We start from the raw sequence: 13,231 nt of genomic DNA on the forward strand, positions 1-13,231 counted from the left end.
GGCCGATGGTGGACCAACCGCCACGAGTTCCTGCCGACGAAGGTGGAGTGCTTCCATGCCAGTGGCTGTCGAACAGCAGGACATGCCGGCGAACCGTCGTCCACAGCGCTCCGGTCTTCGCGAAACAGGACATGCCATGCGATCAGCTCCTCTGACGGAGGATACCAAGCCGCAGCACCAGACCATCGAGGGCGGCAGCTACGGGCCGCTGCGCGGGGATGACTGCGAGCGCATCCACGAGGGCGTGCTGACACTCCTGGAGACGGTGGGCTTCGCCAATGCCATCCCGTCCTGCATAAAGGTGCTGACCAGGGCGGGGGCGATCCATGGCGACGATGGCCGTGTCCGCTTTCCGCGCGCGCTCGTGCTCGACACCATCAAACGGGCGGCACGACATTTCACACTTCATGGCCAGGACGCCAGACACGACATGGTGGTCCAGGGCAAGCGCGTGCACTACGGCACGGCGGGTATCGCCGTGCATCTGGTGGATCTGGAGAAGCGCGAGTACCGCGAATCCAAGCTGCAGGACATTTACGATGCCGCCCGCATGGTCGACGGGCTGGACAACATCCATTTCTTCCAGCGGCCAATGGTGGCGCGCGACATCGCCGACCCGCTCGATATGGATTTCAACACGCTCTATGCCTGCGTGATGGGGACATCGAAGCACGTCGGAACGTCGTTCACCGTGCGTGAGAACGTGAAGCCGGCACTCGAAATGCTCTATGCCATCGCCGGCGGCGAGGAGAATTTCCGCGCCCGGCCATTCGTTTCCAACTCCAACTCGTTCGTCGTGCCGCCGATGAAGTTCGCCGAGGATGCCTGCGGCGTGCTCGAGGCTTGTGTTGAAGGGGGCATCCCGATCCTGCTGCTCTCGACCGGTCAGTCCGGCACGACGGCACCCGCGGCGATGGCCGGCGCCGTCGTGCAAGCGGTGGCCGAGGTGCTGGCCGGCCTGGTCTATGTCAACGCGCTCAAGCCTGGCCATCCGGCGATCTTCGGCGCCTGGCCATTCATGTCGGACCTGCGCACCGGCGCCATGGCCGGCGGGTCGGCCGAGCAGTCGGTGGCAACGGCGGCCTGCGCCCAGATGGCGCAATTCTACGATCTGCCCGGCGGCTCGGCCGCCGGTATGACGGATTCGAAATTGCCCGACATTCAGTCGGGCTACGAAAAGGGCATCACCAATGTGATGGCCGGCCTCTCCGGCCTCAACCTGATTTACGAGGCGGCCGGCATGCATGCCTCGCTGCTCGGCTTCTGCCTGGAAAGCCTGATCATCGACAACGACATGCTCGGTCATTGCCTGCGCTGCGCGCGTGGCATCGAAGTGACTGACGAGGCCCTGTCGATCGACAGCATCGCCGAGGTCTGCCTCAAGGGCCCGGGCCACTACCTCGACAACGAACAAACGCTCAAGCTGACGCAGACCGAGCATTTCTATCCCGCCCTCGGCGATCGCTCCTCGCCGAAGGAATGGAATGAAAAAGGCCGGCCTGATATATTGCTGCGTGCGATCACCGAGAAGAAACGCATTCTTGCCGAACGATTTCCGCGCCATGTGCCAAAACAGGTCGACGACAGATTGCGTGCCCGCTTCGGCAACCTGATCCACCTGCCGCGCGCGCTCATGGGCGGCTGACGGAGACGAGTTCGTGCAGCCATACAGCCACCACCCAGAGCCAATTCCTGTGGGAAAACCGCTTCACACTTTTCCTGGAATTGCTCCAGGACCAACCATCGGGCAGAACGACAAATGAGTGTGCATCCTATCCAGCAAGCCCACACCGACGGCGACGCCATCGATCGGCTGGTGGCGTCTCACCAGCCCGGCCACGGCCTGATGCGTGCCTTCTATCATGACCCGGCGATCTTCGAGCGGGACATGGAACGTATCTTCCGCCGCCACTGGCATTGCCTGGCCCATGCCAGCGTCATTGCGAACCCGGGCGATTTCGAGCTGTTCAAACTGGGCGACGAGGCGGTCATCCTGACGCGCGGCATGGATGGCGCCGTGCACGCCATGCTCAATGTCTGCCGCCACCGCGGCGCCGAAGTCTGCACCAAGGAGAAGGGCAACGCGAAGATGTTCGTGTGTCCCTACCACGCCTGGACCTATTCCAATGACGGGTCGCTGCGCGCTGCCCGCCTGATGCCGAAGGATTTCGACCGCACGGCGCACGGCCTGAAGAAGCTTCATGTCCGCGTTGCCTCCGGGCTGGTCTTCATTTCCTTCGCCGAGACGCCGCTCGATTTCGATCCGATCGAACAGTCGCTGCGCACAAGCTGCGGCCAGTATGGCTGGGGCGACGCCAAGGTGGCGTATCGTCAGTCCTATCCGCTCGACGCCAACTGGAAGCTCGCCGTCGAGAACTATGTCGAATGCTACCATTGCGGCCCGGCGCATCCTGAATATTCGCAGACGCATGCGCTGGAAAAACCGGCCGAAATGATCGAGCAGCTCAACGCGGCGATGGAGCAACGCACCTGCGCGCTCGGCATCGAGATCGGCAGCGCCAACCGCTGGCAGAACTCGGCGGCCGGTCAGGAAGCAATCCACACCTTCCGCTATGCGCTCTATGATGGCGTTTCGAGCGGCAGCCAGGATGGATCGCCGGTGGCTCCGCTGATGGGCCGCTTCACCGACTATGACGGCGGTGTCACCTCCATCCACCTCGGCGGCACGACCTTCCTCGTCTGCTATCCCGATCACGGCATGATCTACCGCTTCATCCCGAAGACGGCAGGCACCTGCGAGATGGAACTGATCTGGCTGGTGCGCGGCGACGCGGTCGAGGGCCAGGACTACGATCTGGAGAAGCTGACCTGGCTGTGGAAGGTCACCACCGAAGAGGACAAGAAGATCATCGAGCACACCGCCCGTGGCGTGCGCTCGCACTATTTCGTGCCCGGCCCGATCGCGCCGATGGAATACAACGAGCTCCGCTACATCGGCTGGTATCTCGAGGAGATCAGCCGGGCCTGATCGGCCCGGCTCCCGTGAGGAATCACGCAGATCTTGCCCTTCGCGTCATTCCGCGCTGAGCCCGTATCGGTCGACGACTTCGGCATTGATCAGCTTGGCATGCAGCGTCATCAGCACGATCTGCGCGTCGAAGCTGTCGCCGGCTTCAAGTGCCGCCTCGATGCGGCGCTCGGCTTCCAGCGTCCGCTCATGGCCATTGGCTTGCTCGAAGGTTTCGGGACCCGCGATGCAATAGCTGCACAATTGTGCCACCGACGCATAGGTGCCCGGCGGCGGCTCATCGGGCCAGCGATCCTTCATAAGATTGACGATGGTGAGCTTCACGCCCTCCGGCACAAGGGCGGGGTGGAGGTCGGCGCCGCGCAAGGCCGCATCGAGCTGCCTCAGATCGCCCGAGCGGCCGAACATGCCGAGGAAGCCGAGGGAAGACCGTCGTTGCGCCATGATGTTCCAGTCCGTTTCCAACCACTTAGGTGGTTGGCAGGCGGATTACAAAGGCAGCGGAAACCTAGCTACTTACCGCCAACAGCAGGACACCGGCCAGAGCCGATCCGGCAAGCGTCGGCAGCATGCCGATCTTAAGCCTCAGGATAGCGATCATGGCGGCCACGGAAAGCAGAGCCGCACGCCAGTCGATCGACGAAAGCACCGGCACATTCATGCCGAGGTCCATCGCCCGCACCTCACGGAAAACGACGTGCAAGGCGAACCACAAAGCGAGGTTCATGATGACGCCGACCACGGCCGCAGTGATCGCGCCGAGCGCGGCCGACAAAGCCTTGTTGCCGCGCAGGGCCTCGATATAGGGCGCACCGAGGAATATCCAGAAGAAGCACGGTGTGAACGTCACCCACAGAGTGAGCAACGCCCCCAGCGATCCGCCAAGTAGCGGGTTCAACGCCCCGGAATGGCGGAACGCGGCGATGAAGCCGACAAACTGCAGCACCAGGATGAGCGGACCTGGCGTCGTCTCCGCAAGCCCAAGCCCGTCGACCATTTCGCCTGGCGCAAGCCAGCCGAAGGACTGGACCGCTGCCTGTGCGACATAGGCAAGCACCGCGTAGGCGCCGCCAAAGGTGACGACCGCCATCAGGCTGAAGAACCTGCCTATCTCGGTCCACACGCTCGCAGAGCCGGTGGACCACCAGATCAGCAGAACAGGCCCGAACCAGATCGGCAGCCAGATCGCGATAGTGCGCGGCGCATGCCACGTCGTTGGGTTGACATGGGCCAATTCGCCACGCTCGAACATCAGGTCGACCGCTCCCTTGCTATCGGCGACGTCGCTTTTGCCAAGCGCGGAGCCGGAAAACAGACCCGGCGCGATGCGGTCTCCCAGCCATCCTGTCAGGCCGGCGAGCAGGATGATGATCGGGAACGGCACGTTCAACGCATAGATGGCGATGAAAGCCGCGACCGCGATCGCCACCATGATCGGGTTTTTCAGGGCACGCCGTCCGATCCGGATCACCGCCTGGACGACAATGGCAAGCACTGCCGCCTTCACGCCGAAGAACAACGCCGCGACGAGCGGTATATCGCCATAGAGCATGTAGAGGCTGCTCAGGATCAGCATGACGAGCGCGCCCGGCACAACGAACAGGGTGCCGGCGACGAGGCCGCCGATCGTCCGATGCAGCAGCCAGCCGATATAGATGGCGAGCTGCTGGGCTTCCGGGCCAGGCAGCAGCATGCAGTAATTCAGCGCATGCAGGAAACGCCGTTCCCCGATCCAGCGCCGCTCCTCGACCAATTCCTTGTGCATGAGCGCTATCTGGCCGGCCGGTCCGCCGAAGCTCAGCAATCCGATTTTCGCCCAGACCTTCGTGGCCTCGGTGAAGGTCGGTGCAGCCGGCGCTTCGACGGGACCCGCCCTCTCTTCCGGGGCAAGAGCGCTCATGACGGTTTGCCTGCAACGGGCCAGTTGTGCGTTTCCTCAGTGGCGTCGCGACACCAACGGAAGAAGGCATCGTAGAGCAGCATGCCGGCCTCCAACTGCTCCAGATCGTCGCGGAACATCCGCGACAGGCCAAGCGAGGCCGCCAGAAAACCAGCCGCCTGGGGCACCAGGTCCAGTCTGGCGGTATCGGCGGCGCGCACGATCAGCGCAAGGCGATCGAGCACCTCGGATTCCAGTCCGAACTCCTCGATCATCGTGTCGAAGGTGCAGCGTTCGCCGCGATGGCTCCAGAACACATCGTCAATGTCGAAGGGCACGGCCTGAAAGCGGTCGGCCACGGCAGGGACTTCGGACGCTTCGACAAACAGGAAGATCGCCTGGGGATCGACGAAACGGCGGATCAGCCAGGGGCAAGCGATGCGGTCGACCTTCGGGCGGGCTCGCGTTACCCATACGGTGCGGCCCTTTTCGTCGCGCGGCGGCAAGGTGTCGGTGCGGACCAGAAGCCCCCCGGCATCCCGCCAGGCTTCGAACCCGCCTTCGAGGTTTTCGGCGGAAATCCCCTCATGGCGCAGCCATGCGGTTACGCCTTGCGAGAGCTTTTGCCCTTTCTGGCAGACGACGGCCACCGGCTTGCCGGCGAAATCGGGCGCCCATTTCGAAACGGTTTTGAAATCGCGCCGGGTCGAGGCCGGCAACAGGCGTGGATCGGCGTCGAAATCCTCGTCGATGCGGACATCGATGATGACAGGCGCGCCCGGCAGACCGATGAGACGGGATAGTTGCGGTACCGTGATAGCGGTTGTTGACGGCATGGCGTCCACCTCCTGATAGAGAAGCCTGGACGCGAACGTTGGGCTGACGCCTCACGGGGTCGTCGCGATGCACCCCTTGCCATGATGGTGGATTTGTTGGGCGCGCTTGTCAAGGATCGTGAGCGGTCTCGACCTGCGGTCGGGACGCGCCCACTAAACGGGAAGACGACTGCCGGCCTGATTGGGCCGCCAGCCGTCGCTCCAGCATCAAATTTTCGGCAGGAATAATCGATGACTGCCCCCGGGAATAATCGATGAGTGTTCCCGGGGCAGTCAGTGATTGTCCCCGGAGCAATCAGTGATTGTCCCTGGGAACGCCGCTGGTATGCGCGACATCCTGGTATTTTATCGCCGGCTTCAGCACCATTCCCTCGGAGAACTGGTCGACCATGCCGCGCTGGATCTCCTGCCATGGCGTCTGGTGCTTCGGATAGTGATAGCCGCCATCGTTCTGCAGCTCGGCGCGGCGCCGCGTGATCTCGTCATCGGTGACGAGGATGTCGGCGGTGCCTTTGCGTAAGTCGATGCGCACACGGTCGCCGGTCTTGAGCAGCGCCAGGCCACCGCCGATCGCGGCTTCCGGCGAGGCGTTGAGGATCGACGGCGAGCCCGACGTGCCCGACTGGCGACCGTCGCCGATGCAGGCCAGTGCATGGATGCCCTTCTTGATCAGATAGGCCGGCGGCTGCATGTTGACGACCTCGGCACCGCCGGGATAGCCGACCGGGCCGGCGCCGCGCATGAACAGGATCGTGTGCTCGTCGATGCCTTGCGCCGGATCGTCGATGCGGGCGTGGTAGTCTTCAGGGCCGTCGAAGACCATGGCGTTGCCTTCGAACGCTTCCGGGTCCTTCGGATTGGACAGGTAGCGCTCGCGGAATTCCGGCGAGATGCCGCTGGTCTTCATGATCGCCGAATCGAACAGATTGCCCCTGAGGTTGATAAAGCCGGCATTGGCCTTCAGCGGCTTGTCGACGCTGCGGATGACGTCGGCGTTTTCGACGACCGCCGCCTTGCAATTGTCGCCGATCGAATTGCCATTGACGGTCAGGGCGTCGGGATGCGGCAGCAGCCCGCCCTTCATCAGTTCGGCGACCACGGCCGGCACGCCGCCGGCGTGATGGTAATCTTCACCCAGATACTCGCCCGTCGGCTGCAGGTTGACGATGAGCGGCACCTTGAGGCCGATATTCTGCCAGTCGTCATTGTCGAGCGGCACGCCGAGATGGCGGGCAATGGCGTTGAGATGGATCGGCGCGTTGGTCGAGCCGCCGATCGCCGAATTGACGACGATAGCGTTCTCGAAAGCCTCGCGCGTCATGATGTCTGACGGTTTCAGGTCCTCATGCACCATGTCGACGATGCGCTTTCCCGTCTCGTAGGCGATCTGTCCGCGCTCGCGGTATGGCGCGGGGATCGCGGCCGAGCCCGGCAGCTGCATGCCAAGCGCCTCGGCCAGCGAGTTCATCGTGGTGGCGGTGCCCATCGTGTTGCAGTAGCCGGTGGACGGCGCCGAGGAGGCGACGATGTCCATGAACTCGTCATAGCCGATCTCGCCGGCCGACAGGCGCTGGCGCGATTCCCAAACGATGGTGCCGGAACCGGTGCGCTTGCCCTTGTGCCAGCCATTGAGCATCGGGCCGACCGACAGCGCGATGGCCGGAATGTTGACGGTGGCCGCCGCCATAAGCAGCGCCGGCGTCGTCTTGTCGCAGCCGATGGTCAGCACGACACCGTCGAGCGGATAGCCGTAGAGCACCTCGACAAGGCTGAGATAGGCGAGGTTGCGGTCGAGTGCCGCGGTCGGGCGCTTGCCGGTCTCCTGGATCGGATGGCAGGGGAATTCGAAGGGGATGCCGCCCATCGAGACGATGCCTTCGCGCACACGCTTGGCGAGTTCGATATGGTGCCGGTTGCAAGGCGAAAGATCCGAGCCGGTCTGGGCGATGCCGATCAGCGGCTTGCCCGACATCAGTTCGGCTCGCGTCAACCCGTAATTCAGGTAGCGCTCGAGATAGAGCGCGGTCATTCCCGGATTGTCGGGGTTGTCGAACCACTCCTGCGAGCGAAATTTCTTCTTTCCTGTGGGGGCGCCAGCCATCATGGTCTCCGTATTTGTATGACAAATCGATATGACAACGCGTGGATGCAGGCAAGGGGCACGCGTGATCTGAATCCAGACTTTGGTGCGATAGACATGTATCGGGCCGCACGCTAGGACCAATGCGACATTGGTAGTCCGGGAGGTTTTGATGGCTTTGGTGATCGAAGGCGAGGAACGCATCGCCGCACCCGTCCAGAAAGTATGGGAAGCCTTGAACAATCCCGCGGTGCTGAAGCAGAGCATTCCCGGCTGCCAAAGCCTGGAGAAGAAATCGGACACCCAGATGGCGGCGACGGTCGTGTTGAAGATCGGCCCCATCAAGGCGACCTTCAACGGCGAAGTGACGCTGAAGAACCTCAAGCCGCCGCACGCCTACACCATCCATGGCGAAGGCAAGGGCGGTGTTGCCGGCTTCGCCAAGGGCGGTGCCGACGTGACGCTGACCGAGGACGGTCCGAATGCTACGGTGCTCAAATATGCAGCCAAGGCCGAAGTCGGCGGCAAGATCGCCCAGCTCGGCAGCCGGCTGATCGAGTCGACCTCGAAGAAACTGGCCGGACAGTTCTTTTCGAGCTTTGGCGAGAAGGTGGGCGAGGCTTAGTCGCGCCTCGCTTGAACGACGCCTGGTTATCCAGCGCTGGTGCCGCCCCTCATTGTCGTGCCGGACATTTCTCCCTGTATAGTGACGGGGAGAAGAGGCCGTTTCCGGTGGTTTCGCCAATTGTCAGCGGTGCTGGAAGAGCGGCGAGATCGCGACAACTCCCTTCTCCCCGTCACTATACGGGGAGAAGGTGCCGGCAGGCGGATGAGGGCAGCGCTGACCGAACGAAATTACTCGAACACGATGCTCGGCACCGCCGCTTCCGCCGCGCCGCGCTCTTCATTGACGCGATCCCAGACTTTTGAAGCTATCTCCCGGTAGATCTTCGCTTCGGCGCTGTCGGGCTTCGATGCCACAACCGGCGAGCCTTCGTCGGAGCTTTCGCGGATACCCATCTCCAGCGGCACTTCGCCGAGGAAGGTGACGCCGAGACGCTCGGCCTCGCGGCGCGCGCCGCCATGGCCGAAAATATCGTAGCGCTTGCCGGTATCCGGCGCCAGGAAGTAGCTCATGTTCTCGACGATGCCGAGCAGCGGCACGTCGACCTTCTTGAACATGTTCAGCCCCTTGCGGGCGTCGATCAGTGCCAGATCCTGCGGCGTCGAGACGATGACGGCGCCAGCCAGCGGCACCTGCTGGGCCATGGTCAGTTGGGCGTCGCCGGTGCCGGGCGGCATGTCGACGACGAGCACGTCGAGCCGGCCCCATTCGACCTCGCGCAGCATCTGCGTCAGCGCCGACATGACCATCGGGCCGCGCCAGATCATCGGTGTCTCCTCGTCGACGAGGAAGCCCATCGACATCACCTTGAGGCCGTAATTCTCCATCGGCTTCAGGATCTTGCCGTCGACCGTCTGCGGCCGGCCGTGGATGTTGAGCAGCCTGGGCATGGACGGGCCGTAGATATCCGCGTCGAGCACGCCGACGCGCAAGCCATTGGCGGCAAGGCCGAGCGCCAGGTTGACGGCCGTGGTCGACTTGCCGACGCCGCCCTTGCCCGAGGCAACCGCGATGATCGCCTCGATGCCGGGCACGCCGCGCTTGCCCTGGCTGTGCGAGGCAGGGGCATGCGGAGCAGCGCGCGGGGCGGAGGGCGGAGCCGGTGGTGCAGGCCTGGGTGCGGGGCGCGACGGAACCGGCGCCTCCATCCCGCCACCCTTCTTTTCCGCCGTCAGCGCGACCACGGCGCCGGCGACCCCAGGGATTGCCTTGACGACCCGCTCGGCGGCGGCGCGCAGCGGTTCCATCTCCTGCGCCCTGGCGGCGGGAACCGTGATCGAGAAGAACACTTTTCCGTCGGCGATGAAAATCTCGGAAACCATGCCGAGGTCGACGATGTTGCCGGTGAAGTCCGGCCCGTTGACCGTTTTCAGGCGTTCGATGACGGTGTCCTTGGTGACGGGCATGATCTTTCCTCGGCGTTTCGCACCTCAGATAATGTAGTTTTCGGGCAGAACCAAGCAGCCGCCTCGACGCACCCCGGCCGCACCGGGTTTCCGCGAGCGAGAGTTCCAGCGGGCACCCGTCGCCAAACAGGGCGCGCGACCTATTTCCATGAGCAGCATGAGGGAAGACAATCAGGGAAGGATATGATCATGCTGGCAAACAGCAACGCAACCGCCAATCTCGCGGTGAAGGACCTGGCCAGAGCAAAGGCCTTTTATGAAGGGACACTGGGCCTCAAGCAGGTCGACGATATGGGTGGCGAACTGATCGTCTACAAAAGCGGCGATACGGTCATCAACGTCTATCGATCCCAGTTCGCCGGAACCAACAAGGCGACGGCGGTGACCTGGACGGTTGGCGATCAGATCGAGACCGTCGTCAAATCGCTGAAATCGAAGGGTGTCGCCTTCGAGCACTACGAAATGCCCGGGCTGACGATCGAGGGCGACATCCATGTCGGCCAGGGCATGAAGGTCGCATGGTTCAAGGACCCGGACGGCAACATCCTCAATCTCGTGAACCGGTAGATCGCAATTGCAGGCTCTCCTGGCGCCGCGATGCTCCCCTTAACCCGCCAGGTTGACGGCGAGATAGGTGAGAGCCGAAATCGCCGCTGTCGCCGGCAAGGTGACGATCCAGGCGATGACGATGTTGCCGGCGATGCCCCAGCGCACCGCCGAAACGCGGCGGGCGGCGCCGACGCCGATGATGGCGCCGGTGATCGTATGCGTGGTCGATACGGGAATGCCGAGCCAAGTGGCGGCGAACAGCGTGATGGCGCCGCCAGTCTCGGCGCAAAAGCCCTGCATCGGGTTCAGCCGGGTGATCTTCGAGCCCATCGTGTGGACGATGCGCCAGCCGCCCAACAGCGTGCCCAGCGCCAGTGCCGACTGGCAGGTGAGGACGACCCACAGCGGCACGTAGAATTTCTCGCCGAGCATGCCTTGCGAATAGAGCAGCACGGCGATGATGCCCATGGTCTTCTGGGCATCATTGCCGCCATGTCCGAGCGAATAGAGCGAGGCGGAAAAGAACTGCAGGATGCGGAAGGTGCTGTCGACGGCGAACGGCGTCTGGCGCACGAACAGCCATGACACCACGAGAATCAGGACGAGCGCCAGGACAAAACCGGTTGCCGGCGACAGGGCGATCGCGGCGACCGTCTTGCCAAGCCCCGACCAGACGATGGCTCCGGTGCCCGCTTTTGCCACACCGGCGCCGACAAGCCCGCCGATCAGCGCGTGCGAGCTACTCGACGGAATGCCGGCGATCCAGGTGACGATGTTCCAGACTATCGCGCCTACGAGAGCCGAAAAGATCACCGCCGGCGTGACGATGTTGACGTCGACAATGCCTTTGCCCACGGTTTCGGCGACATGGAGGCCGAAGAACATGAAGGCGATGAAGTTGAAGAAAGCCGCCCAGAACACCGCATAATGCGGCCGCAGCACGCGCGTGGAGACGATCGTGGCGATGGAGTTGGCGGCATCGTGCAGGCCGTTGAGAAAATCGAAGAACAGCGCGACGGCGACCAGCCCGGCCAGTAGGGGAAAGGCGATGGTGGCTTCCATTGCCTAGACGTTCTCGATCACGATGCCACTGATCTCGTTGGCGACGTCCTCGAAACGGTCGACCACCTTTTCCAGCTGGCCGTAGATCTCGCTGCCAATCAGATAGGCCATCGGGTCGCTGCGGCCATGTTTTCTGAAAAGATCCTTCAGCCCTTGTTCGTGCAGATCGTCGGCCCGGCCTTCCGCATGCATGACCTCCTCGGCAATGGCGTTGAGACGTACGGTGTGCGTGCCGACCTTGGCGAGCAGCGGAATCGCCTCCGCGACCAGCTTGGCGGCAGCCACGATGATGGCGCCCATTTCCTGCATCAGCGGATCGAATTCCCTCTTTTCGAACAGTCTCACCGTCTTGACGGTCTTGTGCATCATGTCGATGGCGTCATCCATCGACTGGATCAGGTCCTTGATGTCGCCGCGATCGAAAGGCGTGATGAAGGAGCGCCGCACGGCAAGCAGGACTTCCGCGGTGATGTGATCGGCCTCGTCCTCGAGATCGATGATCTTCTGGCCCCAGCGATCGATATCCTTGCCCTGGAGGAGCTGCTGCAGCGCCTCCGCGCCGCCGACCACCGTTCGGGAATGCCGCTCGAACAGCTCGAAGAAACGATCTTCGCGCGGCAGCAGCTTGCGGAACCAGCCCAGCATGTCAGTCTCCCATCGCGGCCGGTTCACGACCGTTTCACTGACATAGCGCCGCACGACGCCGCGGGGAACCGTAAGCCGGCTGAAAAGATGTGGATGCGGAGCATTACGCATACGACTTGCAGCAAAGCACAAATTGCCCGAGCCTGCGTGACGACCGGAAAGATGGCATGATCGACAAACTCGAATTCTTCATAGCGCTGGCCAAGGAAGAGCATTTTGGCCGGGCGGCGGAAGTGTGCGGCGTCACCCAGCCGACGCTTTCGGCCGGGATCAAGCAGCTGGAGGGCCAGCTCGGCGTCATGCTGGTGCTGCGCGGCTCGCGCTTCCAGGGCCTGACGCCGGAGGGCAAGCAGGTGCTGGTGTGGGCGCGCCGTATCGTCGGCGATTCGAGGACCATGCGCGAGGAGATGCGCGCGGCGCGCCACGGCCTTGCCGGCCGCATCCGCATCGCCGCCGTCCCGACGGCGCTTGCCATGGTGGCGCGTCTGACGACACCGTTCCGCGCAAAGCATCCCGGCGTCACCTTCTCGGTCCTGTCGCGCACCTCGATCGAAGTCCTGTCGCTGCTCGGCAATTTCGACATCGATGCCGGCATCACCTATCTCGACAACGAACCGCTCGGGCGGGTAACCAGCGTGCCGCTCTATGACGAGCGCTATCAGCTGATCACGGCGGTCGGAAATCCCTATTCCGACCGCGACAAAGTGACATGGGCGGAACTCAGCAGCCTGCCGCTCTGTCTGCTGACGCCGGACATGCAGAACCGCCGCATCATCGACCAGCATCTGGCCGAGGCCGGCGTGCAGATGCGGCCGACGCTGGAATCCAATTCGATGATCGTGCTGTTCTCGCACATCCGGACCGGCAAATGGTCGTCAATCATGCCGCTCAACCTCGCGGAAACATTCGGCTTTTCGGAGCCGATCCGGGCCATCCCGATCGTCGAGCCTGATGCCAGCCACACGGTCGGCCTGGTGGTGGCGCCGCGCGAACCGCACACGCCGCTGGTGCAGGCGCTGCTGGACGAGGCGATGGCGCTGGCAGACGATTTCCGCGCCCATCGCTAGGCTAGAAGTGCTGACTAAAGGCGCTTGATAGAAAATTTCTATCAAACAACGGAACAGCTTTATTGATTCAGCGGGTTTCCTCTGATTTTGTAA

Annotated in this window: 12 protein-coding genes; 5 read left to right on the plus strand and 7 right to left on the minus strand. The window is 63.1% G+C overall.

The window, feature by feature from the left end:
- Positions 1-55: 55 nt before the first annotated feature.
- On the plus strand, positions 56-1,645 hold the full coding sequence (locus JT360_RS17960) for a trimethylamine methyltransferase family protein (protein WP_214473052.1): 1,590 nt from the start codon (positions 56-58) through the stop codon (positions 1,643-1,645).
- 114 nt (positions 1,646-1,759) lie between these two features.
- On the plus strand, positions 1,760-2,989 hold the full coding sequence (locus tag JT360_RS17965; RefSeq protein WP_214473053.1) for an aromatic ring-hydroxylating oxygenase subunit alpha: 1,230 nt from the start codon (positions 1,760-1,762) through the stop codon (positions 2,987-2,989).
- A 45-nt stretch (positions 2,990-3,034) separates the two neighbouring features.
- Here the strand turns inward: JT360_RS17965 and JT360_RS17970 are convergent, their stop codons facing one another.
- From JT360_RS17970 to JT360_RS17985, 4 genes are all read right to left on the minus strand, one after another.
- Positions 3,035-3,433, minus strand: a complete 399-nt coding sequence (locus JT360_RS17970; protein WP_214473054.1) for a hypothetical protein — start codon at positions 3,431-3,433, stop codon at positions 3,035-3,037.
- A 64-nt stretch (positions 3,434-3,497) separates the two neighbouring features.
- Positions 3,498-4,889, minus strand: a complete 1,392-nt coding sequence (chrA, locus tag JT360_RS17975) for a chromate efflux transporter (protein WP_214473055.1) — start codon at positions 4,887-4,889, stop codon at positions 3,498-3,500.
- Positions 4,886-5,704, minus strand: a complete 819-nt coding sequence (locus JT360_RS17980; RefSeq protein WP_214473056.1) for a chromate resistance protein ChrB domain-containing protein — start codon at positions 5,702-5,704, stop codon at positions 4,886-4,888. Before JT360_RS17980 ends, chrA begins: the two co-directional genes overlap by 4 nt.
- Positions 5,705-5,999: 295 nt before the next feature.
- Positions 6,000-7,805: an IlvD/Edd family dehydratase gene (locus JT360_RS17985; RefSeq protein WP_214473057.1), complete on the minus strand. Its 1,806-nt coding sequence runs from the start codon at positions 7,803-7,805 to the stop codon at positions 6,000-6,002.
- 151 nt (positions 7,806-7,956) lie between these two features.
- On the opposite strand from JT360_RS17985, the gene JT360_RS17990 reads away from it, so the two are divergent.
- Positions 7,957-8,409: an SRPBCC family protein gene (locus JT360_RS17990; RefSeq protein WP_214473058.1), complete on the plus strand. Its 453-nt coding sequence runs from the start codon at positions 7,957-7,959 to the stop codon at positions 8,407-8,409.
- Between the two features lie 230 nt (positions 8,410-8,639).
- Here the strand turns inward: JT360_RS17990 and JT360_RS17995 are convergent, their stop codons facing one another.
- Entirely contained in the window at positions 8,640-9,818 is a 1,179-nt protein-coding gene (locus JT360_RS17995) for an Mrp/NBP35 family ATP-binding protein (RefSeq protein WP_352127755.1), read from the minus strand.
- 186 nt (positions 9,819-10,004) lie between these two features.
- Between JT360_RS17995 and JT360_RS18000 the strand changes: the two genes are divergently transcribed.
- Complete coding sequence (locus tag JT360_RS18000) at positions 10,005-10,382, plus strand: VOC family protein (protein ID WP_214473060.1); 378 nt, start codon at positions 10,005-10,007, stop codon at positions 10,380-10,382.
- Between the two features lie 39 nt (positions 10,383-10,421).
- On the opposite strand, the gene JT360_RS18005 is transcribed toward JT360_RS18000, so the two are convergent.
- Both JT360_RS18005 and JT360_RS18010 read right to left on the minus strand, forming a co-directional pair.
- On the minus strand, positions 10,422-11,426 hold the full coding sequence (locus tag JT360_RS18005) for an inorganic phosphate transporter (protein WP_214473061.1): 1,005 nt from the start codon (positions 11,424-11,426) through the stop codon (positions 10,422-10,424).
- A gap of 3 nt (positions 11,427-11,429) precedes the next feature.
- Positions 11,430-12,071, minus strand: coding sequence for a DUF47 domain-containing protein (locus JT360_RS18010; RefSeq protein ID WP_214473062.1), 642 nt, complete (start codon positions 12,069-12,071; stop codon positions 11,430-11,432).
- Positions 12,072-12,238: 167 nt separating this feature from the next.
- Here JT360_RS18010 and JT360_RS18015 point away from each other — a divergent pair, with 167 nt between their 5' ends.
- A complete protein-coding gene (locus JT360_RS18015) occupies positions 12,239-13,138 on the plus strand; it encodes a LysR family transcriptional regulator (protein ID WP_214473063.1) in 900 nt (299 codons plus the stop codon).
- Positions 13,139-13,231: the final 93 nt, after the last annotated feature.

The organism is Mesorhizobium sp. dw_380, assembly GCF_018588885.1.
In the GTDB taxonomy this organism is placed as follows: domain Bacteria; phylum Pseudomonadota; class Alphaproteobacteria; order Rhizobiales; family Rhizobiaceae; genus Mesorhizobium.

Excerpts from the sequence above, each read along its gene's own strand:
- JT360_RS17960 (WP_214473052.1), top strand. The coding sequence starts at position 56 with ATGCCAGTGGCTGTCGAACAGCAGGACATGCCGGCGAACCGTCGTCCA.
- JT360_RS17990 (WP_214473058.1), top strand. The coding sequence starts at position 7,957 with ATGGCTTTGGTGATCGAAGGCGAGGAACGCATCGCCGCACCCGTCCAG.
- JT360_RS17965 (WP_214473053.1), top strand. The coding sequence starts at position 1,760 with ATGAGTGTGCATCCTATCCAGCAAGCCCACACCGACGGCGACGCCATC.
- JT360_RS17980 (WP_214473056.1), bottom strand. The coding sequence starts at position 5,704 with ATGCCGTCAACAACCGCTATCACGGTACCGCAACTATCCCGTCTCATC.
- JT360_RS17985 (WP_214473057.1), bottom strand. The coding sequence starts at position 7,805 with ATGGCTGGCGCCCCCACAGGAAAGAAGAAATTTCGCTCGCAGGAGTGG.
- JT360_RS18005 (WP_214473061.1), bottom strand. The coding sequence starts at position 11,426 with ATGGAAGCCACCATCGCCTTTCCCCTACTGGCCGGGCTGGTCGCCGTC.
- JT360_RS17970 (WP_214473054.1), bottom strand. The coding sequence starts at position 3,433 with ATGGCGCAACGACGGTCTTCCCTCGGCTTCCTCGGCATGTTCGGCCGC.
- JT360_RS18010 (WP_214473062.1), bottom strand. The coding sequence starts at position 12,071 with ATGCTGGGCTGGTTCCGCAAGCTGCTGCCGCGCGAAGATCGTTTCTTC.
- JT360_RS18015 (WP_214473063.1), top strand. The coding sequence starts at position 12,239 with ATGATCGACAAACTCGAATTCTTCATAGCGCTGGCCAAGGAAGAGCAT.
- JT360_RS18000 (WP_214473060.1), top strand. The coding sequence starts at position 10,005 with ATGCTGGCAAACAGCAACGCAACCGCCAATCTCGCGGTGAAGGACCTG.
- chrA (WP_214473055.1), bottom strand. The coding sequence starts at position 4,889 with ATGAGCGCTCTTGCCCCGGAAGAGAGGGCGGGTCCCGTCGAAGCGCCG.